The organism is Microbacterium sp. (assembly GCF_051860965.1).
Classification (GTDB): Bacteria; Actinomycetota; Actinomycetes; order Actinomycetales; family Microbacteriaceae; genus Microbacterium.
Map to the genome: position 1 here is coordinate 104722 of NZ_JBIMKU010000005.1, position 24912 is coordinate 129633.

Consider the following 24912-nt stretch of genomic DNA (forward strand, 5'->3'; position numbering starts at 1 on the left):
TCAGCCCGGCCGTGTGCGCTGCGGCTGCCCGGCAGCCGATGAGCTCGCCGGGTCCTTCTCAACCGCGCGAGCGAGCGACCACACCCCCCACATCGCTGCAGCGCCGGCCACGGCGAGCACGACGAAGCTCCACGCTGGAGCGTTCGCCGCTTCGTAGAGGACAGTGATGCCGAGGATGACCGCGACGAACGGGTCGACCACGGTGAGCCCCGCCACCACGACCGCGGGGCGCAGCACTAGGGTTCCGTCGCCGCACCGTCCGGGTCGACGTGGGCGCGCAGTCGTTCGACGACCTGCCCGAGGTACCTCGTGATGGTCTCCTGCTCGGCCGGCGTGAACGCGTCGAGCTCGGCGTCGATCCCCATGATCATGGGCAGAAGCCGCCCCATCGCGCGATCGCGTGACGCGGGCTGAGGGACGACGAGGATGCTCCGACGATCGCTCGGGTGCGGTTCGCGGGCGACATGCCCGAGCGCGACCAGACGATCGATCGACGTCGTGGCAGCGCCGGGAGATATGCCCACTCGGCGCGCCAGCTCGGTCGTGCCGAGCGGTCCGCTCATGAGCAGGTGCTCCATCGCCTGAAGATCGGTGGGATTGACCTCCAGTTCGGCACCGATCGATCGCTCGAACTGCTCGCTGATCTCGATGAACTCCCGCAGCAGGGCGGTCGCCGGACGCGTGGGCGCGAAGTCGTCCGCGACGACGTCCTCCGCATCCCACTCCGCCGGTTGCATGTCTTCCACGATACCGCTACATTCATTCGATAGTCGAATAATTTGATATTCAAAGCTTTATCACAACCGGGAGAGTGGTCATGAGCGGGCTCTTGCGCTTCCTCACATCCGCGAAGACGTCGTGGATCTTGCTCGTCCTCGCGGCCCTCGCCGCCGCGGTCCTCTTCACCGTCGCGGGCGGCGAGGAATCCGAGACGGCGCCGTCGGTCGGCCTGCCCGACACCGCCGAGTCCGTCCAGGTCGACCAGCTGCTCGACGAGTTCCCCAGCGCCGACGGCACGTCCGCTCTCCTGGTCTTCGCGTCCGACGAGGGGAAGCTGGACGACGCCGCCCTCGGCCTGATCGACGAGAAGGTGCGCGGGGAGCTGGCCGACCTGTCCAGCGACGGGTTCGTGCCTCCCGCCCAGCTCTCGGATGACGGGACGGTGGCCCTCGTCGTGGTCCCGCTCGATCCCGAGCCCGACGTGGCAGCCCAGACCGAGCGTGCTCAGGCGCTGCGCGACGCCGCATCCGCGGATCTCGACGGCGTCCGGGTGTATCTGACCGGTGCGGAGGGGTTCGAGGTCGACATCGCGGCGGTGTTCGCCGGAGCCGACTTCACTCTTCTGCTCACCACGGTGATCGTCGTCGCCGTGCTGCTGCTGATCACCTACCGCAGCCCGTGGCTCTGGCTGGTCCCGCTCGTCGTCATCGGCCTCGCCGACGCTCTGGCGGGCATCGTCGCCCGAGAGGTGGCGAGCGCCGTCGGCGTCCAGCTCGACGCGTCGGTCACCGGCATCCTGTCTGTGCTCGTCTTCGGCGCCGGGACCAACTATGCGCTCCTGCTCATCGCGCGATATCGAGACGAGCTGCGCCTGCACGAGAGTCGCCGAGAGGCGATGCGCCGGGCGCTTCGCGGCGCCGGGCCCGCGATCATCGCGAGCGGTTCCACCGTCGCCCTGGCCCTCCTCACGCTGCTCCTCGCCGAGCTCGCGGGCAACCGGGCGCTGGGACTCGCGTGCGCGGTCGGCATCGTGGTCGCCATGATCTTCGCGCTCTTCGTCCTCCCTCCCGCTCTGCTGCTGTTCGGCCGCGGGCTCTTCTGGCCCTACATCCCGCGATTCGGCTCACCCGACGCCATCTCGCGCAGCATCTGGGGCAAGCTCGGCCGCGCCGTGTCGAAGCGTCCCATCGTCGTCGCCACGGCGGGATTCGTCGTGCTCGGCGCCATGGCCAGCGGACTCTTCTTCGTGCAGACGGGGCTGTCGCAGAACGACAGGTTCCTGCAGAAGCCCGAAGCCGTGCAGGGGCAGGAGGTCCTCGCCGATGCGTTCTCGGCGGGCACCACCTCTCCGCCCGTCGTCATCGTGCCCGTCGACGACGCGGAAGACGCCGCGGGCGCCCTTGCCGATCTGGACGGCGTCGACGAGGTGACCATCGGGGAGACGACCGACGATCTCGCACGGATCGACGTCACCCTGAGCGCGAGCGCCGAAACCGAGGAGGCCTTCGCGACGGTGGAGCGGATGCGCGCGACCCTCGACGACGTCGGTGCGGGCGATGGCCTGGTGGGCGGTCTCGACGCCCAGGCCCTCGATGTCTCGAACGCGCAGGCCCGCGATCAGGCGCTGATCATCCCGCTCATCCTGGTGCTCGTCTTCATCGTGCTGGTCGTCCTGCTGCGTGCACTCGTGGCGCCTCTGCTGCTCCTCCTGGCCGTCGTCGCCAGCTTCTTCTCGGCGATCGGCCTGAGCTGGTGGCTCTTCCAGACTCCGCTGTTCGGGTTCCCCGCCATCGACACGAACGTGCTGCTGTTCAGCTTCCTGTTCCTGGTGGCGCTCGGCGTGGACTACAGCATCTTCCTCGTGACGCGGGCCAAGGAGGAGTCGGAGCACCTGGGCATCACGCAGGGCATGATCCGGGCGCTCGCCGCCACAGGCGCCGTCATCACGAGCGCGGGCATCCTGCTCGCGGCGGTCTTCGCCGTGCTCGGCGTGCTCCCGCTCATCACGCTGACGCAGATCGGCATCATCGTCTGCATCGGCGTGCTGATCGACACCCTGCTCGTGCGAACGGTGGTCGTACCCGCACTCGCCTTCATCACGAAGGACGCCTTCTGGTGGCCGCGCACGCCGAAGCTGAGGGATGCGGACGCCGCCGCGCAGGGAGCGGACGCCCTCGCTCCCGCCGCCACGGCCGGCGTCGACCCGGAGCCGGTCGCGGTGGGGGCCGGCCGGTAACGTTGACGTGTGCCCGATCTCGCATCCACCCTCGGCGACGAGGTGCTGGTGCTCGATGGTGGTCTCGGCACGCTGCTGGAGGCCCGCGGCAACGACCTGAGCGACGATCTGTGGTCTGCGCGGCTGCTGCGGGATTCTCCCGACGAGGTGCGGGCCGCGCACGCGGAGTTCGTGGATGCCGGGGCCGACGTGATCATCACCGCCTCGTACCAGGTCGGGTTCGGCGGGCGTCTGGCGGACGACGATGTGCACACCCTGCTGCACCGCAGCGTGCGTCTCGCGCGGGACTCCGGCGCGAGATTCGTCGCGGCATCGGTGGGTCCGTTCGGTGCCGTCCGCGCCGACGGGAGCGAGTACACCGGCCTCTACGGCGCGACCGTCGACGAGCTGCGGGCGTGGCACCGGCCGCGTTTGGCCGCTCTCGCCGACGCAGGCGCCGACTGCCTGGCCGTCGAGACCATCCCCAGTCTCGTCGAGGTCGAGGCCGTCTGCGCAGAGATCGCAGACCTCGGAGTTCCCGCGTGGGTCAGCCTGTCGGGCTCGAGCACGGGGTTCACCGGTGCCGACGTCGCGGACTCCTTCGCGCTCGCGTCTGAGACCCCCGGAGCCTTCGCCGCGGGAGTCAACTGCTGCCGTCCCGACGAGGTCCTGCCGGCGCTCGCGGTCGTCCCCTCGTCGATCAGCGGCATCGCCTACCCGAACAGCGGCGAGCTGTGGGATTCACGATCCCGCGCCTGGCACGGGGCGTCGGGGGTCTCCACGCAGTCGGCGCTTTCGTGGGTCGAGGCAGGCGCACGCCTGGTGGGTGGATGCTGCCGCACGACGCCGTCGGACATCAGCGCCCTCGCGGCTGCGGTGAGGGGTTCCGGCATCCGCCCCGCCGGGTGATCGGCGACGTCGGCTACGCGCCCAGGCCCGGACGCCGGCGCTCCTGCTCGACCACCGCGTCCCGGTCGGCGAGTCGTCGCAATCCGGCGAGCGGCCGCTGCATGCGGTGGTTGCCCTCGATGCGGGACTCGACCCGGTCGAGGAAGGCCCAGTAGCCGGCCGTGAACGGACACGCATCCTCGCCGAGACGCTTCTTGGGATCGAACCGGCACCTCCCGCAGTGGTCGCTCATGCGGTCGATGTACGCCCCTCCCGCCGCGTACGGCTTGGTCGCGACGCGGCCGCCGTCGGCGTGCAGCGTCATCCCGACCACGTTGGCGGGCATGACCCAGGGCGTGCCGTCGGCGAACATCGAGACGAACCAGTCGTTCATCTCGTGGGGGCGGTATCCGCGCTGCAGCGCGTGGTTGCCGATGACCATGAGCCTCTGGATGTGGTGCGCCCAGGCGTTCTCACGCACGCCGCGGACGGCCTGCGACAGACACTCCTCCTCGATGGCGTCGGCGTCGAGATCCTGCAGCGCCACGGGCACCCGTCGGCGGGCGTTCAGCCGATTGCTGGTGACGTAGTCCTCGCCGAAGCGCCAGTAGGAGTGCCAGATCCACTCGCGCCACCCCAGGATCTGACGCACGAATCCCTCGACGCTCTGCAGGGGCGCGTCACCCCTGCCGAAGGCGGCGACGACCTCGTCGATCGCGTCCCGCGGATCGAGCACGCCGAGGTTCATGGGGACGCTGAGGAGGGAGTGCGCCATCGTCCAGTCGGACGTCAGGATCGCATCCTCGAACGGCCCGAAGTCGTTCAGCCGCGTCTCGACGAAGTCGTGCAGAGCGCTCCGGGCCTCGTCGCCTGTGACCGCGAACCGGCGCGGCCCGTCGTCGCCGACGAGTCGGACGTCTCCGTCCCGCTCCCAGCGGTCGAGGGTTCTGCGGACGTCGGCGTCGATGTCGTCCTCGGCCGGCCACCACGGTTCCGGCAGGCCCAGGGTGGGGGATTTCGGTGCGGGATGCCTGTTGTCGGCGTCGAAGTTCCAGCGCCCGCCGGCCGGATGATCGGGAGCCTCCATCAGGATGCCGGTGCGTCCGCGGACCCACCGATAGAAGTCCTCCATGCGCGCGTGCTCTTGCTCGCCGATGAAGGCGGTGAATTCCGCCTCGCTGGTGACGAACCCCCGGCTCGGGAGGATCTCCGCGCCCAGATCACGGGCGAGCCGGCGAGCGGCGTAGCTCGTCGGATCGATCACCTCCAGGTCCCGCCCCTCCAGCGCCTCCCGGAACGTATCGGCCTTCTTGTAGACGCCTCGCCGACCGAGCTCCTCCGCACGGTGGCGCATCGCCGAAAGGTACAGGTGCGCCTTCTGGCGGTGCATCGGGCGTCGCCCGAACGCGCGCTTGGCCTCGACGATCAGCATCCGTCCGCCGTCGTCGAAGGCGGTGCCGAGCTGGTTCGCGACGATCCATCGAGTGCGGCTCATCGCTCTATGCTCGCGCGTCCGCCACGGATGCGGAGGGGGCTTGCGCTTCGGGGCGTGCTCGTCGATGCCGACGGCGTGCGGCTGAGGCGATACGGCAGCAACCAGCTAGCGCGTGTCGAGTCGGTCGAGGAAGGCGAGCACTCGTTCGGTCAGGAGCGCGGTGGCTTCGGCATCGTACGACGGGAGCGAGTCGTCCTCGAAGAGGTGGCGGTCGCCGGGATAGACGAACAGCTCCGCGTCCTCGACGGTCGCGACGATCTCCCGCGCCGCGTCGATGTCGCCTTCGCCGGCGAAGAACTCGTCAGCGTCCGCGCCGTGGATCTGCACCGGAACGCCTTCGGGCCACACGCCGAAGGCCCATTCGCCGGTGATCGGGATGGCGGCCTCGATCAGCACCGCGCCGCGCGCGCCGCTTCGCGTCTGCGCCAGTCGCTGCGCCTGCATCACGCCGGAGGAGACTCCGATGTACACGAGGTCCTCGGGAAGCTGCGCGACGGCCTCGTCGGCGCGCGCATCCACTTCCGCCGCGCCGGCCTGACGGAAGGCCGCGCCCTGTTCGATGGTCTCGAAGACGCGACCGTCGTGAAGGTCGGGTGCATGCACGTCGTGACCCGCAGCCCGAATGGTGTCGGCCATCCGTCGCATTCCCGGGGTCAGGCCCTGGATGTGATGGAACATCACGACGTTCGCCATGTTCCGCCTCCTCAATCTCGGCATTCAATGAACCATTAATCTAGAATGTTCCGAAATGATGGTCAATGGCTCCCGCGACATCCCGGACTACCCGCTCGCTGCAAAGCGCGTCGTGACGTCAGCGCGCGAGCTCAAAGCGATGGCGCATCCGCTGCGGGCCGCGATCCTGGATCTGCTCCTGGAGCGCGCCGCCACCATCACAGAACTGGCGATCGCCCTCGAGCGCCCGAAGAGCACGGTCGCCCATCATGTGTCGGTGCTCGTCGAGGCCGACATGCTCACGGCCGTGCGAACCCGCCGCGTGCGCGCCATCGAGGAGCGCTTCTACGGTCGCACGGCCCGACTGTTCATCGTCGGCGAACTCGATGCCGGCCAGGCCGATCCGCCGCCGTGGGCGCACCCGCTGCGCGACGCGGTGCGGGAGTCGGAGGACGCTTACCGGGCTGACACGATGTGGGCGAACACGCGCCACGTTCGGATCCGGCGCGATCAAGCCCGCGCCTTCTGGTCACGTGTCGAAGAGCTGGTCGCCGCCTTCTCGGAGCTTCCTCGCCAGGGCGACCAGACGTTCGGGCTGTCCGTGGCCCTCTACCCGACCGATTTCCCCGCGCTCCCCGACCCCCTGCCGACGCCCAACGGGGCGGATCGACTGTGAATGCCTGGTCGCACGAGTTCGAGGGACCGGCGGGGGCGCGGCCCGATCCCGCAGTGTGGGTTGCCGACCTCGGAGGTGGCGGATGGGGAGACGATCAGAGGCAGTTCTACACAGCATCACAGGCCAGCGCCGCGCTGACCGGTGAGGGCCTCGCGATCACGGCGCGGGCGGACGCGGCGGTGCCGGGCGGCATATCTTCCGCGCGGCTCACAACGCGCGGAAAGGTCGCTTTCCGCTATGGGCACTTCGCCGCGCGCATCAAGGTTCCGTCCGGCGCGGGGGTATGGCCGGCGTTCTGGATGCTCGGCACCGACATCCACGAGGTCGGCTGGCCAGCATGCGGGGAGATCGACGTGATGGAGCACGTCGGAAGCGACCCGACCGCCGTCTTCGGGACGGTCCACGGCTCGGGCTACGCGGGCGTCGGCCGGGGAGTCGGGCGACGACATTCGCCGGGGTCGATCCTCGCTGACGACTTCCACATCCACGGCGTCGACTGGAGCCGCGATCACGTGGCGTGGGACATCGACGGTCGGGAGTACTTCCGCATCGAACCCGGGTCGCTGCCCGGCCCGTGGCCCTTCGACCACTTCTTCTTCCTCATCCTCAATCTCGCGATCGGGGGCCGGTGGCCGGGTAACGACCTGGCATCGTCGTCACTGCCCGCTGCGATGCTGGTGGATTGGGTGCGCATCACCGACACCGAAGTCCGGCAGGGCGCCGATGTCGACGGTCGATTCGAACCTGGGTCGAACCTATGAGTCGGCAAAGAATCACGAAAAGATAACGCCGACCTCTTCCCTTCCGTTATCTGGTCGTTATAGAGTGCAAGCACGGTAGTTGTTTTGCTGTGGCAGCTACCGGACATGTGATTGCAGGACACTCTTGGTGCAAGGGACAAGGGCCGGTCGGAAGCCTCTCCGACCGGCCCTTACTCTTGCCATGAGCCGCGCCGACGGGTGACTACACCCCGCCGCCGCCTCCCCCACCGCCGCCACCACCGGACGATCCTCCGCCTCCGGATCCACCCGAGGTCGACGACGACGAGGACGACGAGGCGGAGAGGTTCGAGATGCCTGACGAGAACGAGCTCGCGTCGAAGCCGCCCGTGCCCGCGTACCAGACGGGTGCGTTGCCGGCGCCGTAGAGCACCGCGAGCTCCTTCGCCCACTGCTTCTCCTGGCCGAACACGACTGCATACGGCAACAGGGTCTCGTACAGCTTGAGCATCTGCCGTGGATCGTCGACGTCGACCCGCATGCGCTCCGCGCCGACCGGAGACTGGAGCATGCGGATGCGGTCCGCCTCGGCCCACTCGATGAAGATCTTGAGTCCCTGCAGGTGGTCGCGCACCTCGGCGCCCTTCGCCGTCAACGGCTTGCGCGACACCAGGCCGATCACCGAGATGACGACGACGATCGAGACGCCCATGACCATGAGCGGCACGACGAAGTGCACGCCGTCGTCGAGTGCGACGAAGCCGAGGATCCAGGCCGCCGCGGCGGCGAGGATCGCGACGATGATCGGCCACGCGCGGGATCCCGTGGGCACCGTGCGGCGCAGACCACGCCGGTCGAGTTCTGTCGTCGCGGCCTTGAGGATCGCCTGCGCCGCCGTCGAGAAGCGCGTGTCGGTCCGACCGAACTCGAACTGCTCGCCGGGCACACCCTGCGGGAACAGGCCCCGCAGCAGCATCAGGCCGTCGCCGTCGGCGCGCGAGGGGTCCAGGAGCTCCGCGATGAGCTTGTGACCGCCCCAGAACTTGCGCGGACCCTCGACGATCCGCAATGAGCCGACCACGGCCTGCTCGAGCACCTCGGCGGGGATCGCCTTCGTCGTGAGCCCGAGCAGCATCGCGCTCTCGAGCGCGTCGACGCCGGGGGGCGGCGTGTATTCGGCGATGATCGTCGGCCGCCCGTGCTCGTCCCGCAGGCGCCGGACGCGCGTGACGATCGCCGCTCCGAGCGCGGCGATCGCTGCCACGCCGACCACGCCCTGCAGCCAGCCCCAGGGCGACGCGAAGTAGGAGCCGTCGAAGGGCGCGAACGTGCCTCCGTCGAAGCCGATCGCGATCGTCAGCCCCTGGTAGGCCTGCAGGTCCGTCGCGGTCGCGGTCGCGACTCCGGCATCCACCGTCGACTCGCAGAGATCGGTCGAACCCTGAGAGCCGACGTAGCAGCTCACGTCGCCGTTGAGGGCGGCGGCGAGCGCGGCATCCATCGTCACGCGGGCCGTGACGCGCCCGAAGCGCTGCGCCCAGTCGTTGCCGTTGACGTCCCAGTAGAACTCGTCGACGCCGCCGTCCGTGGTGCTCGTGACGTTCTCGAGCGTGTAGGTGAACACATACGTCTGCCGTCCGTGCACGTAGTCGCCCGCGCGCGAGGTCATCGAGTACCAGCCGTCTTCGGACTCCGTTTCGGACGGCCGCGGATCGCCGTTCTCGTCGGTGATGGAGACGAGCTCGGGATGCGTCGGCCAGTCCGCCGAGCGTGCGGGTTCGTTGTACGTCTCGGGCACGATGCGCCGCATACCGCGGTTCTGGTCGTACTCGGGGAAGATCGCGACATAGGTCTCGACGACCGTCGCGCGGCTCGTTCCGTCCTCTGCTCGGCTGAGCGTGTACTCGACGTCGAGGCTCTCGAACGTGAAGTCGTCGACGTTCGTGGAGACGGGCGCGGCAGGCTCGTCGCCCAGCGAGACGCTGACGCTGCACGCCGCGAGGAGCGCGAGCGGCGCGATGAGCAGCACGAGGAGCAGGCTCCGGATGCCTCGACCGAGCTGACGCGTCATGTCGCACAGCCTAGGGCGGGCGGTTCGCCGTACGCTGGTGGCTGTGACAGATCGCCGTCTCGCCATCGATGCCTGGGAGAGCCTCTTCCGCGCTCAGCACGAGGTGTTCGCCGAGATCAGCTGCGACTTCGACGACACCGGGCTGTCGCAGGCGGAGTACGACGTGCTCCTCACCGTCACGCGTGCGCCCGACATGACCGCCCGACTGCGCGACGTGACGGCCAACATGCTCATCAGCCAGCCGAGCGTCTCGCGGCTCGTGGACCGCATGGCGACGCGGGGACTCATCGCGAAGTGCCAGGACCCCGACGACGGTCGCGGATCTCTCGTGCGGGCGACCGAGGAGGGTGCGGCATCCTTCCGCCGCATCGCTACGGCCCACGGACGATCGATCGCGGATCGGATGTCGCAGCTGAGCGACGGCGAGCTCGCACAGCTGCGCGATCTCACGGCCAAGCTGCGCAAGCCCGCCGACGGCTGCTGAGGGTCGGAGGCGCTACGGCGTCCGGCGGCGAAGCGTCAGCGACGCGAGGATGAGCGAGCCCACGGCGAAGGCGACGACGATGAGCAGCGGGCGCCAGACATCCCAGCCCTCGTCGCCGGCGGTCACGGCATTGATCGTGTCGATCGCGTAGCTCAGCGGCAGGAAGTCGCTGATCACCTCGAGCGCCTGCGGCATCTGGTCGCGCGGCATGAACAGGCCGCCGAGGATGATCTGCGGGAACACCAGGATGGGCATGAACTGCACCGCCTGGAACTCCGTGCGCGCGAAGGCGCTCGCGAGAAGGCCGAGTGCGGTGCCGAGCAGCGCGTCGACGACCGCGACGAGTCCGAGCTGCCAGACCGGCCCTTCGACGTCGAGACCGCACACCCACACGGCGAACGTCACGGTGATCACGGCCTGCAGGACCGCCATGAGTCCGAACGCGAGCGCGTAGCCGACGATGAAGTCGGCCTTCGCGATCGGCGTCGTCATGAGGCGCTCGAGCGTGCCCGATCGCCGCTCGCGCAGGGTCGTGATCGACGTGATCAGGAACATCACGATGAACGGGAACAGGGCGAGGATCGGGCCGCCGAACTGGTCGAAGACGCCGTCCTGCTCGCTGAAGAGCCAGGCGAAGAGGCCGACGAGCAGGCTCGGCGCGATGATCATCAGCGCGATGGACCGCGGGTCGTGACTGAGCTGCCGCAGCACGCGGGCCGCCGTCGCGAGGGTGCGCGCGCCGTTCACGACGCATCCTCCTCACGCGCTTCGCGGCGGGTGCGCGGATGATCGGCGGTGGATGCCGCGTCCCGCTCGATCAGCCTGAGGAACGCGGCATCCGGATCCGTCGTCCCGGTGTCGGCGAGCAGCCGATCGGGTGTCGTGTCGGCGATGATGCGCCCCGCGCGCAGCAGGACGAGGCGGTCGCACCGCAGCGCTTCGTCCATGACGTGGCTCGACACGAGCATCGTGGCGCCGGCGTCGGCGAGGGAGCGGAAGAGGGCCCAGAGCTCTCCGCGGAGCACGGGGTCGAGGCCGACCGTCGGCTCGTCGAGGACGATGAGCTCGGGTGCGCCGAGCATCGCGATCGCGAGGGAGACGCGGTTCTCCTGGCCGCCGGACAGCGACTCGACCGTCTGGTGCCTCTGGTCGTTCAGCCCGACCTGCTCGATGACGCGGTCGATGTCGGTGCGGGGCGCTCCGATGAGCCGTGCGAAGTAGCGGAGGTTCTGGTGGATCGTGAGGTCGGCGTAGACCGACGCCGCCTGCGTGTCGTACGCGACGCGGTCGCGCAGAACACGGGAACCCGCGGGATGATCGAGCACCGTGACGGTGCCGCCCGCGACCTTCTGAACCCCGACGATCGATCGGATCAGCGTCGTCTTGCCGCATCCCGAGGGACCGAGCAGGCCCGTGATCTGACCGCGCGGGATCGCGAGGTCGAGTCCCGCGAAGACCTCGGTCGATCCGCGCCTCACCCGGAGGCCGCGGACGACGACGGCGTTATTCATCACACGATGAATTATCCGCCTCGATCCGCGCGCGGGTCAAGGGGCGGGGTTGGATGCTTTGCCCTCGAGCCAGAGCGTGTCGGACGCGTCGGAGTGCGCGGTGCCGGACGCGACGTGTTTCGCGTCGATCTTCGCGCCCTTCGTGATGACGTGGACGAGCGCCATCGCGTGACCGCGACCGAGGCCGTAGTCCTCGCCCAGCCACGTCACGATCTCGCCCGCCTTCGTGCCCGGGCCGAAGCCCTTCTCGGATGCGAGGTCGATGAACTGCCTCGGCGTGAGCCCCGTCTTGTCTTCGATGTTGTCGAGATATGCCTGGAACGACATGCGCTTCCTTTCAGCCGGTCAAGTAAGACTGCACGGTGGGGCCGACACGCGCGACGAGCTCGTCGACGGATGCCTGGGCCAGCGCCGGGAGCTTGAGGACGTATCTCGCCACCAGCAGCCCCGCGATCTGCGATGCGACGAGGCTCGCGCGGAGCGCGGCATCCGGAGCATCCAGCGCATCCGCGATCCGCCCCAGCAGCTCGCGCGACAGGAATCCGGCCAGCAGCGGCGTCGCGAGCTTGTTGCCGATCGCCGAGCGCAGCAGCACGACCCCGCGCTTCTGCACCTCGGGACGCTCCCACGCCTCGAGCACGTAGCGCACGATGCGCTCCCCGAGATCGTCGAGCGGAGCGCGGAGCATCGACGGGATGTCGACGTCGGGTCGCATGGGTGCGCCGATCGTGTGCCCGAACAGGTCGGCCTTCGTGCCGAAGTAGTGGTGCACGAGCGCAGGGTCCACGCCCGCGCGCGCCGCGATGCCGCGGATCGTCGCGCCGTCGTAGCCGAGGTCGGCGAACTCCGCCACGGCTGCCGCGACGATGCCGTCGCGCGCACTCGGCTCGCCGGCACGGGGCCGTCCGCGACCGCGGCGCGCACTGGGGACGACGTACTCGGGCACGCGCTCAGCCTAGGACCGGAACGCGCGTCTGTCCCGCGCGCAGAGCTGCACCCCGAGCGTCGATGCAGGTGTCACGCTCTGCAGGGTTCAGCCGTTCGATAGCCGCGATCTGTGACCCTTGGCTCCCGCTCGCTCGGACGAGGGGTCACAGAGTGCGGGATCTTGTCGACAGTGGCAGCAGATTGAGACCCCTTGTTCACCCGGGCAAGGTGGGAAGGCAATGAGCGGCAGGGGCGTGTGGTCTCCTCCTCCCCTGAACGGCGCTCGGTACGCGTTCCGCACACGTAGGGCGAGGACCGCCTCCCGACTTCGCGGGCGCACAAGAGTAGGCGGATGCCGCGGCGTCCCAAACCTCTTCCTGCGCAACTCGGAAGCGCCTTCACGGTCGCGGAAGGGCGCGCGCTCGGTGTGACCGCGGCAAGGCTACGGGCATCCGACCTGCAGTCCACGTTCCACGGCGTTCGAGTCACCGTCGAGCACGAGCCGCCGGTCGACACGCCCAAGCCTCTCGCGATCGATCTCGCGCAGCAGAGCGATGTGCGTCGTCGCGCGCTGGCTTACGCGCGCGTGATGGCGAGCGATGAGTTCTTCACCGGTCGCACCGCCGCGGTGCTCTACGGCCTCCCTTTGACACACGATGAGCCGGATCTTCACGTCGCGGTTCTCGCACCCCGCCGAGCCCCGCGAGGACGCGGCGTTCGAGGAATGAAGACGGCGCCGCAGCTCGTGTCCATACGTGATCACGAAGGTCTGCGAATGGCGAGTCCGGCTTCGGTATGGGCGGCGCTCGCGGCGGAGCTCGACGAGCGGGAACTCGTCATCCTCGGCGATGCCATCGTCCGTGTTCCGAGGGAGAGTCGGGGCAGACCGCAGCCCACGCGCCGGCTCGCGAGCATCGATGAACTTCGCCGCGCGGCATACGCTCCTCATCGACGCAACCGGCCGCTTCTCCTGGGCGCTGCCACCCGGGTGCGCGAAGGAAGCATGTCGCCCCTCGAGACCGACTTCCGGCTGCTGGCTGAGGACGCAGGACTTCCCGACCCCGAACTCGACGTCGAGATCCGCGGTGCTGACGGCAGCCTTCTCGGCATCAGCGATATCGTCTATCGCGCGTTCAGAACTGCGGTGGAGATCGAGGGAGATCACCACCGGACGAGCAGAGCGCAGTGGACTCGCGACCTCGCCAAGTACGCCGCCTACGCGGCAGCCGGGTGGGAGGTGGTGCGCCTGGACTCGCATCCGATCCGCTCGCAGCCCGACCGGGGCGTCGGCGTCGTGCGCAGTGTCCTCACCCGCCGTGGCTGGGCTGGATGAGGCGTCCACTGGCCAGCACGTGGGTGTCATGTCTCGCGTGCAAGCGAGGGGCGGTTCCTGCGCTCTCTGCCACCCACATCGCTGTTGCGCGAAGTGAGTGTCGTGAGTGGCGGGTATCAGATGGGGATCGCCACAGGTTGCGACACCCAGATCGACGGACAACTCATCGGCGTCAGCACTCGATGACGTTCACCGCGAGGCCGCCCTCGCTCGTCTCCTTGTACTTCGTCGACATGTCGATGCCGGTCTGCCGCATGGTCTCGACGACGGCATCCAGCGACACGTAGTGGCTGCCGTCGCCGCGCAGCGCGAGGCGCGCGGCGGTGACGGCGGTCGACGCGGCGATCGCGTTTCGCTCGATGCACGGGATCTGCACGAGCCCCCCGACCGGGTCGCAGGTGAGGCCGAGGTGGTGCTCCATCGCGATCTCGGCGGCGTTCTCGATCTGCCGGTTCGTGCCGCCCATGACGGCCGTGAGGCCGCCGGCCGCCATCGCGCAGGCCGACCCGACCTCGGCCTGGCACCCGCCTTCGGCGCCCGAGATCGACGCGTTCGCCTTGAAGAGCGAACCCAGCGCGGTGGCGGTGAGGAGGAAGCGACGGATGCCTCGGCGGCGATTCGCCTCGACCACCGCCTCGGGCGACTCCTCGGTGAGCGACGCGACCGGGGGGTGGAAGCCGAGCAGCGCACTGCCGACGAGCTCGCCGTACGGGGTGACCGCGTTTCCGGCGCCGAGGCCCGAGTCGGCGAGGAAGCGCCACCAGTACATCGCGACAGCGGGGAGGATGCCGGCGGCGCCGTTCGTCGGCGCGGTCACGACGCGCCCGCCCGCGGCGTTCTCCTCGTTGACGGCGAGCGCGAACGCGCCCAGCCACTCGCCGGGGAGTTCGCGGTGACCCGTCGCCTCGGCTTCGTCGAGCTGTGCGCGGATCGACCCCGCACGACGCTTGACCTGCAGCATCCCGGGCAGCACACCCTCTTCTGCCAACCCGGCCTCGACGCACGCCGCCATGGCATCCCAGATCGCATCGAGACCCGCGGCGATCGCGTCGTCATCGCGCAGCGCCTCTTCGTTGAGTCGGGCGGCCTCGGCGATCGTGATCCCTCGTTCGTCGCAGACGGCCAACAGCTCCTCGGCGCTCGCGAAGTCGAGGGGGAAGGCATGCGCACGCACCCGGGGCGGCTCGCCGTCGCGGCGGATGAAGCCTCCGCCGACCGAATAGTAGGTGTCGCGCAGCACGAGACCTTCGTCGCTCATGGGTGCGGCGATCTCGCGTGGCGAGCCGGTCTCGCGCACGAGACCTGTCGTCGCGCGGGGCGGGCCGTGCGCGGCATCCGTCCACGCCTCCAGCGTCATGGCGTTGGGATGCCCCGGCAGCCGTGTGCGCGGAGCGAAGACGACGTCGCCCTTCTCGAAGGGGATGTCGCGCGTGCCGTCGAGCGAGAGCGGCTCACCCGATCGCCACGCGCTCCAGGCGGACCGCACCGCATCGGGATCGACCGTCTCGGGCGCGAGCCCTCGGAGTCCCGCGACGACGGCGTCCGGCGTGCCGTGCCCGATGCCTGTCGCGCCGAGCGAGCCGTACAGCGTGCACGTGACACGGCCCACGCGATCGAGAAGCCCCTGTTCGCGCAGGCGCACGACGAAGTCGAGGGCCGCCCGCATGGGGCCGACGGTATGGGAGCTCGAGGGTCCTACTCCGATGGAGAACAGCTCGAACGCCGAGACGTACGCGCTCACCCGTCCAGGCTACGCGGTCACGGCGCAGAGTGCGCAGCACCGGGCATCACGATTGAGCAGGGTGCCGAGGGGCGAGGGCGCGAACGCGGCGGATCGCCCTCGCCAGGTAGTCGCGGACGGCGCCCCTCCCCGCTTCGCGCACCAGCGAGACCTTGCCTCCGGGCCCCGTCTCCAGATGCATCCGGCGGCCGGCTCGCAACGGCGATGCGGGGAATCCGTCGACGACGTCACGATCGGCGAGGACGCCCGCCGTCAGCTCCCATCCGACGTGCCGCACGCGCACCGAGAGCACGCCACCGGGTGAACGGCTCCCGCGCGGGAACACGTTCAATGGGCGAACGACGAAGCCGGCGGATCTCCCCCCGCGAGCAGCCGGACCGGCGATGCGTCCTGCTCGATCGCTGAGATGGAGGGTCGCCGAGCTCACCCGCAGATCCCGCGTCGCGTCCAGCACCTCGTCGCCCAGTCCACTCGCTTCGATCGGCGGCGGCGGCCGCCAGAGCTCGCGCCCCCCGATCTGCGCGAACACGAGCGCGTCTCCCGACGCATCGACCGCCTCGACGTGCATCCTCAGCTCGAGGGTGCCGTCGTCGAGCCACGTGCCGCCGACGAGAGTCGCGCTGCACCGCAGACCGACCTCGAACTCGGCGAGACTCACCAGATCTCCCCGGCGCCCGGCGCGCAGGAGGGCAGATCGAACCCGATGAGGGAACGTGAGCCCCGCGTCCGTATTCGGTGGGAACCACCGGCGCACGAGCGGCTCGACCACGTCGAGGAAGCGAACACGGTAGTCATCGGGCTGACGGAGAAGCCTCCTCCCCTCGAGCCGCTTGAGGATCTTGCCGCGATACCAGTGCCGAAGCATGGTCTCGCGGAGCGGACCGGGTTCCGTGTTGTCCTCGACGAGGGCGAGCACACGCTCGAGATGAGGGAAGTACGTCTCTGGATCGATCCGGGACGAGCTCGCGCTGCCATGGTTCTTGCGCCACGCATAGCAGGGTCGACTGGACAGGATCGAGATCCGTGTGGCGCGGAAGTACGCCTGCATGACGAACAGGTGGTCTTCGAGCCGCACCCTGCCATCGGGGAACCGGATGGCCTCCCTCCGCACGAACGACGTGCGGAACAGTTTGTGCGGAGTGAGCAGCTCCAGCAGCGGGTCGTCGCCGAGCACAGCGTGGGTGATGTCCCGCTGGAAGATCCGCTGAGGGATCCTGCGCCCGTCGATGCCCACGACCTTGCCGACGACGACGTCAGAGCCGAGTTCGTCGGCATAGTCGCACATCGACTCGAGCGCTCCGGCGAACAGCCGATCGTCCTGATCGGCGAAGAAGAGGTAGCGCCCACGGGCTTCGTCGATCCCGTGGTTGCGCGGTGTCCCCGGCCACCCCGTGTGCGCGAGGGTGAGAACGCGGACGTTCGGCCGCGAGCGCGCGACCCGCTCGAGACGATGACGCGTGGATTCGCCCGATCCGTCGTCGCACAGGAGCACTTCGAACTCGTCGGTGTCGCGCGTCTGCTGGTCGAGCGACGCGATCAGCTCGTCGAACTCCGGTCCAGGCTCGAAGACCGGGACGATGACGCTGACTCGAGGGGTGGAAGGCGGCGGCATCGTGACAGCCAACCCCGCGGAGGCGGAGAATCCGAGGGGCTTGCATCTCGCGGACCGACGTGCAACCTCGGACTCAGGGGAGCTGGAAGGCGATCAGACCGATCGTGTTGCCCTCGGAGTCCCTGATGAACGCCTGCCACTCCTCGTGGCCTGCGGGGCCGAGCCCGTCATCCTCGTGGGTGAAGATCACGTGCGGACGCCTCACGACGTCCACCAGCCCTTCCAGTCGCTCGAGCGTCTCATGGACGTTGTCGACGTGCAGGTAGACGAGCGAGCTCGGTGCGGCACGATCGAGCAGCAGCCGCACCCCGTCGAGGTCGAAGAAGAGGAGGCCGGGCGGGTCGAACGTCGCCGAAGGCGGCGTCTCGAGCAGCACCGTGTAGAAGTCGGCGGCACGCTGCAGGTCATCGGCGTGCTGCGCGATCTGGGCGACCCTCATGTTCCACTCCTCACGCCTCGCTCGAGCGGGGCGCGGTGGTCGCCCGGCCCGCAGCAGCGGTCACGCACGATCATGCCAGTGCGCGCGTCGACCCATCGGATGCAGCGCTCATGTCGCCGGCTCTGGCGTCAACCGCTCCCGCAGGAAGGCCCGAACCCTCGCGACCGACTCGGTGCTGCGGTGCTCGCCGGTCAGCGTGGAGTGCGCCATCATCGCGGGCTTGGGCAGCCGCCGGACATCCATCCGCCGGTCGCCCAGCAGCTCTTCGGCGAGCGCGACCGTCTTCTCGCGCGAGAGGAGGTCGCCGTCGAAGCGGTATGCCTGGACGCAGAGCTTCTCGCGAGCCCCGAGCGCTCGGCGGTCGTCGTCCGACAGTCCGAGGCCGGCGAAGAAGGGCACCGCGGGTTGTGCGACCACCGCGGCGGCGACGTCCGGGTCGACGGCGAGGGCGAGCGCGAAGTTGCCCGAGAAGCACATGCCGACCACGCCGTATCGCCCGCCTCGCCCGACGTGAGCGGTGGCGAACCTCCGCAGCCACGGAACGGCTCGGCTCACGCCGTCCCGCGCGAAGAGGTGCACCTCACGACGGATGCAGATCTGGGTCAGCGTGTCCACCATCGTCGGCGAACCGTCCCGACCCACGATCGACGGCACGACCACGCGGAAGTCCTCGGCGAGCGCCTCGGCGAACTCGAGGAGGTCCGGATTGATCCCCCAGAGCTCGTGCATCAGCAGGACGCTCGGCGGCGACTCGACGCCGCTTCGATCGACGGTGTAGAAGACGTGCGACCGATCCCCTTCGACGTACTCCTCGCGGGTCCATCCTGAGGGCAGCCAGGCCGCGTGCTCGATCGCCATTGCGACTGCCCTTCCCCAGGAAGCGCCGAGCATCGCCGACGCGGGTGCCGTTTCGACAAGTACTACACCGAAAGCCCCTGCCGCACCAGAGCGCGCCGATCGGAGGGCCCCCGCGGGAAAGCGAAACGGCCCGCCGAAGCGGACCGTTTCAATACTGTCTCAACACAGTGTGCGCCCGAAGAGACTCGAACTCCCAACCTTCTGATCCGTAGTCAGATGCTCTATCCATTGAGCTACGGGCGCATGGTCACGCTCTCGCGAAGACCAGCGTCCAGAATACCTCACTCATGCTCCGACGACGAATCGGGGTCGGAGTCGCGGCCGAGCGCACGGCGGTGCGCAGCGAGACGCGGCAGATCGATGAGGCGCAGTGACTGCATGCGCGCCGCGCGCATGGTCTGGTAATCGGGATCGAGGTCGGCCCGCATCCCCTCGACCTTGAGGCGACGCTGGAGGTTCGCCTCGACGTCGCCCCACGCGGCGTCGCGCGCCTCTTCGACCAGCGCGGCCACGGACGCCGTGTCCGCGGCCTGACTGCGCAGCGCCTTCGCGACACCGCGGTACTGACGCTCGCGCTTGCGCAGATTGCGGGTGTCGCGATCGCGATAGTCGTGCGTGCCGTCGGGGTCGGTGAACTTGCCCCACGCCTTCTTGCGCTGCTTCTTGGTGAGGTCGGCAGCGGCCTCCTGCTCGGCCGCCAGCGCCTCGAGCGTCTCTCGGGCGAACGGGGCGACCTGCTCGACGTCGAACGTCTCGTCGTGGGCGATGGCCTGCACGAGGATGTGGTTGCGCACCGCCAGACGCGCTGCGGCGGCCGCGATGGAGACACCCTCGGCGATCGCATCCGCAGTCTTCCCCACAGCACTGAGGCTAGCGTCCGCGCACGCTCCGCGAGTCGGCGACAATCGAATGTCCGGTTCGACGACGACAGGAGACATTTCCGTGGGCAGGATGCAGCGCCTCGACGTGCGGGGCAGGACGAGCGTCATCACGGGCGCCGCGAGCGGCATGGGCGCCGAAGTCGCGCGGGAACTCGATCGGAGAGGCGCGCGCCTCGCGCTCGTCGACCGCAACCGGCAAGGGCTCGAAGCACTCGGTCTCACCGGCACGGGACACACGACCCACGTCGTGGATCTGACCGACGACGCGGCGGTCACGACGCTCGCGGGCGAGATCGAGGCATCCCACCCCCATCTGCAGACGCTCATCACGTGCGCCGGATCCTCGATGCTCGGCGACATCGACCAGGTCACGATGGAAGAGATGCGCTGGCTCATGGACGTCAACCTCTGGGGCACCGTCAACATCACCCAGGCGCTCCTGCCCGCTCTGCGCCGCGAGCGGGCGGCGCACATCACGCATCTCGTGTCGATCTACGGCCTCGCAGCGCCCGCCGGCCGCATCCCGTACGCCATGAGCAAGTTCGCCGTGCGCGGGTTCACCGAGTCGCTGCGGCACGAGCTCGAGCGCTCGAGCGTGACCGTCGGGGCGATCTATCCCGCGGGCGTCAAGACCGGCATCATCCTGCACGGCCGCTACGCTGCGGCGATCGACCCGGCTGTCGCGCAGCGGGCCGCGGCGGCGCAGGCCGCCATGTACCACACCGAGCCCGCCGACGCCGCGCGCCGGATCGTCGACGCGACGGTCAAGCGCAAGCCGCGGGTCATGGTCGGTCGCGAGGCTCGACTCGTCGACGTCCTGTCGCGGGTCACCCCGACCCACTACTGGGCGCCGATGCGCAAGCCGCTCAAGGACGCGATCGACACGACGACGCCGATCGGCTGAGCGATCAGACCGGCTTGGTGTACTGCGCCCTGCCGAATCCGATGATGAAGTAGCCGATCCACGGGATCAGGAACAGCAGGAAGAACGAGAACACCCCGCCCTTGTCGAATCCGCGGCCGACGCGGAACGCCACGATGATGTGGAAGACGATGTTGACGATCGGGATGAGGAACAGCAGCCCGAGCCAGGCCGAGTAGCCGGCGATCTTCACCAGGATGAAGAGGTTGACGATCGGGATGATCGCGAGGATCCCCGGCCATCCCGCCTTCGAGAACACCTTCCACAGAGCGATGGCGACCAGGACGTACCAGATGAGTCCGAGGACGCCTGTGGACGTGTACAGGCCGGTGAGATCCGCCTGGGATGTGATGGATGCTGCGAGCATGCGCTCAGCATAGGGGTGCGCGGCGGTCAGCCCTGGAGTTTCGCGACGATGGCCGTCACACGCCGCGCCCGGGTGTCGTCCGCCTTCGCTCCCTCGACGCTCGTCACGTGCGCTTTGCGCGCACTGGGGGCGAGCCTGTCGAAAGCGTCGGCGACGCCGGCGGCGGCCAGCGCGGCCGCGAGGTCATCTGGCACGACCGTCGTGCGGGGCGTCGTATCGAGCTCGATGTCGACCGTGATGGCGTCGCCGCCCGAGATGCCGGATGCCGCGCGCTTGTCGGAGCTGAACGGAACGAGGAAGCGACCGCCCATCACCCCGACCGTGCTGTCGTAGGCGAATCCGTTCACGACGACCTTGACGGCCGGTCGCTTGCCGCCGCCGAGCTGCTCGAGCAGGTCGGCGGGGATCTCGATGCCGGTGTTTTTGCCCATCTGGGACATCGTGGTCTCGAATCGCATGTCTCCGAGTGTGCCATCACCCTGGCATCCCGTCACTAGCAATCCGGGCGTCGGCGCGCAAGCCCCTGCCGTTTCGGCAGGCGAGACGTAGCGTCGAGGCAGAGCCTCACGAAAGGAGCACATCATGGGATTTCTCGATGACGCCAAGGAGACGGCGGAAGCCGTTGGCGAGAAGATCAAGCGTGGCTTCGAAGACACGACGGATCGCATCGGCGACAAGGTCGACGAGCACAAGGCGGAGGCCGACGTCAAGAAGGCCGAGGCCGAGGCCGAGTCCGTGAAGACTCGCAACAGCATCAAGGAAGAGCTGCGCGACAGCTGATCCCTTCACGACCGCCCGTTCCAGGGCGACAAGCGGTGGGCCTCGAAGAGTACTTCGGGGCCTTCTGCTTTGCCCGGGGGGCAAACCGATGCCGGGCATGTTCCGAACACGTCTTGTCACGGCATCAGTCGTGCATGAACTGGAGGTCTTGTCATGCGATCCTCACCGAACCGCCTCGTCGCCGTGATCTTCGGCGCCGTCTATCTTCTCGTCGGAGCGCTCGGCTTCGCCTACACCAGTGGCGTCGGATTCGTCGCGACCGAAGGTGGACTGATCCTCGGGATCTTCGAGGTGAACCCGCTCCACAACATCGTCCACCTGCTCGTCGGAGCCGCGCTCCTCATCGCAGGCCTGTCGTCGGTGGTGGCCGCGAAGACGATCAACACGATCATCGGAGCCGTCTACCTGCTCCTGGGGATCGTCGGCTTCTTCCTCGTCGGCACGGCGCTCAACATCCTCGCGCTCAACACCTTCGACCACTTCCTGCACCTCGCGAGCGCGCTCGTGCTGCTGGGTGTGGGCCTCGCTGCAGACCGTAGCGTGCGCTCGGCGCAGAGCCCGCGGACGGTCTGACGATGACGGCCGACACTCTCCCCACCGTCGTCACGCGCCGGGCCACCCCGGCGTGGGCTGCGGTCGCGGCGTGGGGTGTCGGCCTGATCGAGCTCGCGCTCGGTGCCGGCGCTCTCACGTCAGGCGGCTCCCCCTGGGGGCTGGGAGTCGTGCTGATCGCGCTCGGCTCAGCGGGACTCGTATGGGGAGCCGTGACGCTCGCCCGGGGGCACCTTCTCGCTCCATGGGCGGGCGTCACCGGCGCCCTCGCCTCCCTGGCCGCGGTGGTCACGATGCTCGCGCTGGATCCAGCGCGCACGAGCGTCGTGACCGTGGGCGCGGCATCCGTGCTTCTCATCGCCGTCGCCCTCGCGTGCGCGCGGCAGAGTCGCAGGCGAACGGATGCCGCGCCTCCGCGCCTCTCGGTGCTGATGATCGCCGCCGTCCTGGTCGCCGGACTCGTGACGCCAGCACTCGGCGCGACCGAGGCCGGCCTTCTCGCGCCGGACCACAGCGACCACGGGATCGTGGACCCCGGCCACCACTGACCCCCGCGTCACCGCGGCGAGGGCGGATCCGGTACGCGTCAGGCGATCGCCGAGATGCGCCACGAGGCCGACGTGGATGCCTCGGGCTCGATCACGATGAGCCCGGCGTCGTAGGGATACTTCTCGGCGTTGAACGCGTCGGGTGCGCACGTCATCGGCTCGACCGCGAGACCGAGCCGGCTGTCGGCGGGGACCCGCTTGTCGGCGGTGTGGATCTGCACCCACGGGCACGCGGCATCCCACGTCATCTCGACGCCTCGACCCGCCGCATCCGTCAGCCGGACCGTCGCGAAGCCGGCGTCGTCGCGGTGCAGAGCCGTGAAGGCGTGGTCGATCTCGACCGCGCCGATCTGGCGGGCGGTGCGGAAGTCGAAGCGCGCGGGGTCGTCCTGGCCGACGGGCTCGAGGTCGATCGGCGAGAGCCGGTCGTCGGTCACGGCGAGCACCTGCGCGGCAGGCAGCTCGAGCGTCCAGTCGTCCACCCGACCCTCACCGGCGGCGAGGTAGGGGTGCGGACCGGTGCCCCATGGCGCCGGCTCGAGAGACTCGTTGCGACCCGTCACGGTCTGCGTGAGCCCATCGGGGCCGAGCGCGAACGTCGTCGTGACGACGATGCGCCACGGGTACGACACCTGCGGCTGGATGACGGCGGAGAGCGTCACGTGGTCGGGGCCCTTGTCGATCGCCTCGAAGTCGAGCCACGTGCCGAAGCCGTGCAGCGCGTGCGATCGCGCCGGTTCGGTGAGAGCGAGCTGGAAGTCGCGCTCGCCGAACGAGTACCTGCCGTCGACGACGCGGTTCGGCCACGGCACGAGGATCGCGCCGCGCGTGGCCGGACGCACCTCGTCGGCGTCGAACGGCACGACGAGGTCGCGCCCCTGGTAGGTGAGCGAACGGAGGGATGCTCCGACGCTCGCGATGACGGCTTCGTAGTCGCCGGAGCGGAGGGCGTGCTGGGTCCCGGAGGTCGGGATTCGTGCCATGAGTTTCAGATCCCCTGAGCGAGTCGGTAGTACGCCTGGTTCCACCGGAGCTCGCGCTGGAAGCCGCGAACCGTGGTGTCCTCGTCGATGACGACGAGCTCGGTCTTGGCGATCTCCGCGAAGTCGCGGAACACCTCGATGCCGACGGCGGTCGTCATCACAGTATGGTGGGCGGCCCCCGCCGCGAGCCAGCACGAGGCGGACGTCGCGAAGTCGGGTGCGGGCTTCCACACCGCACGCCCGACCGGCAGCTTCGGAAGGTCGGGGGCTTCGACGTTCTCGACGACGTTGGCGACGAGGCGGAACCGATCGCGCATGTCGCTCATCGCGACGACGAGAGCCGGACCGGGGTCGGCCGTGAAGACGAGCCGCACCGGATCGTCCTTGCCGCCGATGCCGAGGGCATGCACCTCGAGGCGGGGCTTCTCGGTCGTGAGTGACGGCGAGACCTCGAGCATGTGGGCGCCGAGGATGCGCTCGGACCCGGGTACGAGGTCGTAGGTGTAGTCCTCCATGAGGCTCGCGCCACCGGGAAGACCCGCGCCCATGACGTTCGCGACGCGCACCAGGATGGCGGTCTTCCAGTCGCCTTCGGCGCCGAAGCCGTAGCCCTCGGCCATGAGTCGCTGGACCGCGAGACCGGGCAGCTGCTTCAGCGTGCCGAGGTCTTCGAACGAGGTCGTGAACGCACCGAAGTCGCCGGCTTCGAGGAAGGACCGCAGTCCGATCTCGATCGCCGCCCCGTCGCGGAGCGACGGGTGGCGGTCGCCGCCGGGCCGCAGCTCGGGGGCGACATCGTATTCGTCGAGATAGACGCCGACGAGTGCGTCGACGTCGGCGGCGGATGCGGCATCCACCGCCTCGACGAGCTCGTTGACGCCCCACGTGTTGACCTGCACGCCGAAGCGCAGTTCGGCCTCGGTCTTGTCGCCCTCGGTGACGGCGACGTAGCGCATGTTGTCGCCGAAGCGCGCCAGCTTCAGGGTGCGCGCGGCGGTCCAGCCGGCGGCGGCACGCTGCCAGTCCTCGATCTGCTGCACGACGGCGGGGTTGGAGACGTGGCCGACGACCGTCTTGCGGGCGACGCCGAGGCGCGTCTGGATGTAGCCGAACTCCCGGTCGCCGTGCGCCGCCTGGTTGAGGTTCATGAAGTCGAAGTCGATGTCCGCCCAGGGCAGCTCGACGTTCGCCTGCGTGTGCAGATGCAGGAGAGGCTTCTGCAGGGCGTCGAGGCCGGCGATCCACATCTTGGCCGGGCTGAAGGTGTGCATCCACGCGATCACGCCGATGACGTCGTCGCGCGCGTTGACCTCGAGCGCGAGCCGGCGGATCGAGTCGGAGTCCTTGAGCACGGGCTTCCACACCACGCGCACGGGCAGCGCGCCCAGGCCGTCGGCCACGGCCTGCGACTGCTCGGCGACCTGGCGCAGCGTCTCGTCGCCGTAGAGGTTCTGGCTGCCTGTGACGAACCAGACTTCGTAGGCGTCCAGCGAGGAGGAGAGGGTCATGGTGGTCCTT

The 24912-nt window shown here is 69.1% G+C and carries 28 protein-coding genes and 1 tRNA gene; 10 read left to right on the plus strand and 19 right to left on the minus strand.

The window, feature by feature from the left end; genetic code table 11:
• Positions 1–237, minus strand: a complete 237-nt coding sequence (locus ACTIFV_RS10945) for a hypothetical protein (RefSeq protein ID WP_439592807.1) — start codon at positions 235–237, stop codon at positions 1–3.
• Positions 237–737 (minus strand): MarR family winged helix-turn-helix transcriptional regulator, encoded by a 501-nt coding sequence (locus tag ACTIFV_RS10950; protein ID WP_439592808.1) that lies wholly within the window; start codon positions 735–737, stop codon positions 237–239. The genes ACTIFV_RS10945 and ACTIFV_RS10950 overlap by 1 nt, the downstream gene beginning before the upstream one ends.
• A gap of 80 nt (positions 738–817) precedes the next feature.
• Here ACTIFV_RS10950 and ACTIFV_RS10955 point away from each other — a divergent pair, with 80 nt between their 5' ends.
• Complete coding sequence (locus ACTIFV_RS10955) at positions 818–2956, plus strand: MMPL family transporter (protein WP_439592809.1); 2139 nt, start codon at positions 818–820, stop codon at positions 2954–2956.
• A gap of 9 nt (positions 2957–2965) precedes the next feature.
• On the plus strand, positions 2966–3844 hold the full coding sequence (mmuM, locus tag ACTIFV_RS10960; protein ID WP_439592810.1) for a homocysteine S-methyltransferase: 879 nt from the start codon (positions 2966–2968) through the stop codon (positions 3842–3844).
• 13 nt (positions 3845–3857) lie between these two features.
• On the opposite strand, the gene ACTIFV_RS10965 is transcribed toward mmuM, so the two are convergent.
• On the minus strand, positions 3858–5318 hold the full coding sequence (locus ACTIFV_RS10965; RefSeq protein ID WP_439592811.1) for a cryptochrome/photolyase family protein: 1461 nt from the start codon (positions 5316–5318) through the stop codon (positions 3858–3860).
• A gap of 105 nt (positions 5319–5423) precedes the next feature.
• Complete coding sequence (locus ACTIFV_RS10970) at positions 5424–6011, minus strand: dienelactone hydrolase family protein (RefSeq protein WP_439592812.1); 588 nt, start codon at positions 6009–6011, stop codon at positions 5424–5426.
• 55 nt (positions 6012–6066) lie between these two features.
• Here ACTIFV_RS10970 and ACTIFV_RS10975 point away from each other — a divergent pair, with 55 nt between their 5' ends.
• Both ACTIFV_RS10975 and ACTIFV_RS10980 read left to right on the plus strand, forming a co-directional pair.
• Positions 6067–6666 (plus strand): ArsR/SmtB family transcription factor, encoded by a 600-nt coding sequence (locus tag ACTIFV_RS10975; RefSeq protein WP_439592813.1) that lies wholly within the window; start codon positions 6067–6069, stop codon positions 6664–6666.
• Positions 6663–7427: a glycoside hydrolase family 16 protein gene (locus ACTIFV_RS10980; RefSeq protein ID WP_439592814.1), complete on the plus strand. Its 765-nt coding sequence runs from the start codon at positions 6663–6665 to the stop codon at positions 7425–7427. Before ACTIFV_RS10975 ends, ACTIFV_RS10980 begins: the two co-directional genes overlap by 4 nt.
• A 202-nt stretch (positions 7428–7629) precedes the next feature.
• Here the strand turns inward: ACTIFV_RS10980 and ACTIFV_RS10985 are convergent, their stop codons facing one another.
• On the minus strand, positions 7630–9456 hold the full coding sequence (locus ACTIFV_RS10985; RefSeq protein WP_439592815.1) for a DUF2207 domain-containing protein: 1827 nt from the start codon (positions 9454–9456) through the stop codon (positions 7630–7632).
• Positions 9457–9499: 43 nt separating this feature from the next.
• Between ACTIFV_RS10985 and ACTIFV_RS10990 the strand changes: the two genes are divergently transcribed.
• Positions 9500–9940, plus strand: coding sequence for a MarR family winged helix-turn-helix transcriptional regulator (locus ACTIFV_RS10990; RefSeq protein WP_439592816.1), 441 nt, complete (start codon positions 9500–9502; stop codon positions 9938–9940).
• 12 nt (positions 9941–9952) lie between these two features.
• Here ACTIFV_RS10990 and ACTIFV_RS10995 read toward each other — a convergent pair whose 3' ends face one another.
• The 4 genes from ACTIFV_RS10995 to ACTIFV_RS11010 are packed head-to-tail and all read right to left on the minus strand — an operon-like array spanning position 9953 to position 12397.
• Positions 9953–10687: an ABC transporter permease gene (locus ACTIFV_RS10995; protein ID WP_439592817.1), complete on the minus strand. Its 735-nt coding sequence runs from the start codon at positions 10685–10687 to the stop codon at positions 9953–9955.
• Positions 10684–11451 (minus strand): ABC transporter ATP-binding protein, encoded by a 768-nt coding sequence (locus ACTIFV_RS11000; RefSeq protein WP_439593081.1) that lies wholly within the window; start codon positions 11449–11451, stop codon positions 10684–10686. Before ACTIFV_RS11000 ends, ACTIFV_RS10995 begins: the two co-directional genes overlap by 4 nt.
• A gap of 36 nt (positions 11452–11487) precedes the next feature.
• On the minus strand, positions 11488–11778 hold the full coding sequence (locus ACTIFV_RS11005; protein ID WP_439592818.1) for a DUF4287 domain-containing protein: 291 nt from the start codon (positions 11776–11778) through the stop codon (positions 11488–11490).
• A gap of 10 nt (positions 11779–11788) precedes the next feature.
• Complete coding sequence (locus tag ACTIFV_RS11010) at positions 11789–12397, minus strand: TetR/AcrR family transcriptional regulator (protein ID WP_439592819.1); 609 nt, start codon at positions 12395–12397, stop codon at positions 11789–11791.
• Positions 12398–12730: 333 nt separating this feature from the next.
• Between ACTIFV_RS11010 and ACTIFV_RS11015 the strand changes: the two genes are divergently transcribed.
• Positions 12731–13711, plus strand: coding sequence for a hypothetical protein (locus tag ACTIFV_RS11015; protein ID WP_439592820.1), 981 nt, complete (start codon positions 12731–12733; stop codon positions 13709–13711).
• Between the two features lie 172 nt (positions 13712–13883).
• Here ACTIFV_RS11015 and ACTIFV_RS11020 read toward each other — a convergent pair whose 3' ends face one another.
• From ACTIFV_RS11020 to ACTIFV_RS11045, 6 genes are all read right to left on the minus strand, one after another.
• Positions 13884–15452 (minus strand): L-serine ammonia-lyase, iron-sulfur-dependent, subunit alpha, encoded by a 1569-nt coding sequence (locus tag ACTIFV_RS11020; protein WP_439592821.1) that lies wholly within the window; start codon positions 15450–15452, stop codon positions 13884–13886.
• A gap of 46 nt (positions 15453–15498) precedes the next feature.
• A complete protein-coding gene (locus ACTIFV_RS11025) occupies positions 15499–17064 on the minus strand; it encodes a glycosyltransferase (RefSeq protein WP_439592822.1) in 1566 nt (521 codons plus the stop codon).
• A 73-nt stretch (positions 17065–17137) separates the two neighbouring features.
• The gene (locus ACTIFV_RS11030) at positions 17138–17503 is read right to left on the minus strand and encodes a VOC family protein (RefSeq protein ID WP_439592823.1); all 366 of its coding nucleotides are present in this window, start codon (positions 17501–17503) and stop codon (positions 17138–17140) included.
• 108 nt (positions 17504–17611) lie between these two features.
• A complete protein-coding gene (locus ACTIFV_RS11035; RefSeq protein ID WP_439592824.1) occupies positions 17612–18361 on the minus strand; it encodes a dienelactone hydrolase family protein in 750 nt (249 codons plus the stop codon).
• Between the two features lie 170 nt (positions 18362–18531).
• Positions 18532–18604, minus strand: a tRNA-Arg gene (locus ACTIFV_RS11040).
• A gap of 38 nt (positions 18605–18642) precedes the next feature.
• On the minus strand, positions 18643–19221 hold the full coding sequence (locus tag ACTIFV_RS11045) for an asparagine synthase (RefSeq protein ID WP_439592825.1): 579 nt from the start codon (positions 19219–19221) through the stop codon (positions 18643–18645).
• Positions 19222–19312: 91 nt separating this feature from the next.
• Between ACTIFV_RS11045 and ACTIFV_RS11050 the strand changes: the two genes are divergently transcribed.
• On the plus strand, positions 19313–20146 hold the full coding sequence (locus tag ACTIFV_RS11050; protein ID WP_439593082.1) for an SDR family NAD(P)-dependent oxidoreductase: 834 nt from the start codon (positions 19313–19315) through the stop codon (positions 20144–20146).
• Positions 20147–20150: 4 nt separating this feature from the next.
• Here the strand turns inward: ACTIFV_RS11050 and ACTIFV_RS11055 are convergent, their stop codons facing one another.
• Positions 20151–20531, minus strand: coding sequence for a DUF5684 domain-containing protein (locus ACTIFV_RS11055; RefSeq protein WP_439592826.1), 381 nt, complete (start codon positions 20529–20531; stop codon positions 20151–20153).
• A 26-nt stretch (positions 20532–20557) separates the two neighbouring features.
• Positions 20558–20989, minus strand: coding sequence for a YdeI/OmpD-associated family protein (locus ACTIFV_RS11060; protein ID WP_439592827.1), 432 nt, complete (start codon positions 20987–20989; stop codon positions 20558–20560).
• A 124-nt stretch (positions 20990–21113) separates the two neighbouring features.
• Between ACTIFV_RS11060 and ACTIFV_RS11065 the strand changes: the two genes are divergently transcribed.
• The 3 genes from ACTIFV_RS11065 (at position 21114) to ACTIFV_RS11075 (ending at position 22411) form a co-directional block, all read left to right on the plus strand.
• Positions 21114–21311 carry a hypothetical protein gene (locus tag ACTIFV_RS11065; RefSeq protein ID WP_439592828.1) on the plus strand — a complete coding sequence of 66 codons (198 nt, stop codon included), beginning with the start codon at positions 21114–21116 and terminating at the stop codon, positions 21309–21311.
• Positions 21312–21464: 153 nt separating this feature from the next.
• Positions 21465–21884, plus strand: coding sequence for a DUF4383 domain-containing protein (locus ACTIFV_RS11070; RefSeq protein ID WP_439592829.1), 420 nt, complete (start codon positions 21465–21467; stop codon positions 21882–21884).
• A gap of 2 nt (positions 21885–21886) precedes the next feature.
• On the plus strand, positions 21887–22411 hold the full coding sequence (locus ACTIFV_RS11075) for a hypothetical protein (RefSeq protein ID WP_439592830.1): 525 nt from the start codon (positions 21887–21889) through the stop codon (positions 22409–22411).
• Positions 22412–22449: 38 nt separating this feature from the next.
• Here ACTIFV_RS11075 and ACTIFV_RS11080 read toward each other — a convergent pair whose 3' ends face one another.
• Both ACTIFV_RS11080 and araA read right to left on the minus strand, forming a co-directional pair.
• Positions 22450–23394 carry an aldose 1-epimerase family protein gene (locus ACTIFV_RS11080; RefSeq protein WP_439592831.1) on the minus strand — a complete coding sequence of 315 codons (945 nt, stop codon included), beginning with the start codon at positions 23392–23394 and terminating at the stop codon, positions 22450–22452.
• A 5-nt stretch (positions 23395–23399) separates the two neighbouring features.
• Positions 23400–24902, minus strand: a complete 1503-nt coding sequence (gene araA, locus ACTIFV_RS11085) for an L-arabinose isomerase (protein WP_439592832.1) — start codon at positions 24900–24902, stop codon at positions 23400–23402.
• Between the last annotated feature and the right edge of the window lie 10 nt (positions 24903–24912).

What these genes read in the sequence shown, in the direction of transcription:
- ACTIFV_RS10950 (WP_439592808.1), bottom strand. Translation starts at nt 737, where the DNA reads ATGCAACCGGCGGAGTGGGATGCGGAGGACGTCGTCGCGGACGACTTC.
- ACTIFV_RS11070 (WP_439592829.1), top strand. Translation starts at nt 21,465, where the DNA reads ATGCGATCCTCACCGAACCGCCTCGTCGCCGTGATCTTCGGCGCCGTC.
- ACTIFV_RS11080 (WP_439592831.1), bottom strand. Translation starts at nt 23,394, where the DNA reads ATGGCACGAATCCCGACCTCCGGGACCCAGCACGCCCTCCGCTCCGGC.
- ACTIFV_RS11005 (WP_439592818.1), bottom strand. Translation starts at nt 11,778, where the DNA reads ATGTCGTTCCAGGCATATCTCGACAACATCGAAGACAAGACGGGGCTC.
- ACTIFV_RS11030 (WP_439592823.1), bottom strand. Translation starts at nt 17,503, where the DNA reads ATGAGGGTCGCCCAGATCGCGCAGCACGCCGATGACCTGCAGCGTGCC.
- ACTIFV_RS10970 (WP_439592812.1), bottom strand. Translation starts at nt 6,011, where the DNA reads ATGGCGAACGTCGTGATGTTCCATCACATCCAGGGCCTGACCCCGGGA.
- ACTIFV_RS11075 (WP_439592830.1), top strand. Translation starts at nt 21,887, where the DNA reads ATGACGGCCGACACTCTCCCCACCGTCGTCACGCGCCGGGCCACCCCG.
- ACTIFV_RS11000 (WP_439593081.1), bottom strand. Translation starts at nt 11,451, where the DNA reads ATGAATAACGCCGTCGTCGTCCGCGGCCTCCGGGTGAGGCGCGGATCG.
- ACTIFV_RS11050 (WP_439593082.1), top strand. Translation starts at nt 19,313, where the DNA reads ATGCAGCGCCTCGACGTGCGGGGCAGGACGAGCGTCATCACGGGCGCC.
- ACTIFV_RS11065 (WP_439592828.1), top strand. Translation starts at nt 21,114, where the DNA reads ATGGGATTTCTCGATGACGCCAAGGAGACGGCGGAAGCCGTTGGCGAG.
- ACTIFV_RS11035 (WP_439592824.1), bottom strand. Translation starts at nt 18,361, where the DNA reads ATGGCGATCGAGCACGCGGCCTGGCTGCCCTCAGGATGGACCCGCGAG.
- ACTIFV_RS11025 (WP_439592822.1), bottom strand. Translation starts at nt 17,064, where the DNA reads ATGCCGCCGCCTTCCACCCCTCGAGTCAGCGTCATCGTCCCGGTCTTC.
- araA (WP_439592832.1), bottom strand. Translation starts at nt 24,902, where the DNA reads ATGACCCTCTCCTCCTCGCTGGACGCCTACGAAGTCTGGTTCGTCACA.
- ACTIFV_RS10975 (WP_439592813.1), top strand. Translation starts at nt 6,067, where the DNA reads ATGATGGTCAATGGCTCCCGCGACATCCCGGACTACCCGCTCGCTGCA.
- ACTIFV_RS10955 (WP_439592809.1), top strand. Translation starts at nt 818, where the DNA reads ATGAGCGGGCTCTTGCGCTTCCTCACATCCGCGAAGACGTCGTGGATC.
- ACTIFV_RS10965 (WP_439592811.1), bottom strand. Translation starts at nt 5,318, where the DNA reads ATGAGCCGCACTCGATGGATCGTCGCGAACCAGCTCGGCACCGCCTTC.
- ACTIFV_RS11015 (WP_439592820.1), top strand. Translation starts at nt 12,731, where the DNA reads ATGCCGCGGCGTCCCAAACCTCTTCCTGCGCAACTCGGAAGCGCCTTC.
- ACTIFV_RS11055 (WP_439592826.1), bottom strand. Translation starts at nt 20,531, where the DNA reads ATGCTCGCAGCATCCATCACATCCCAGGCGGATCTCACCGGCCTGTAC.
- ACTIFV_RS11060 (WP_439592827.1), bottom strand. Translation starts at nt 20,989, where the DNA reads ATGCGATTCGAGACCACGATGTCCCAGATGGGCAAAAACACCGGCATC.
- ACTIFV_RS10985 (WP_439592815.1), bottom strand. Translation starts at nt 9,456, where the DNA reads ATGACGCGTCAGCTCGGTCGAGGCATCCGGAGCCTGCTCCTCGTGCTG.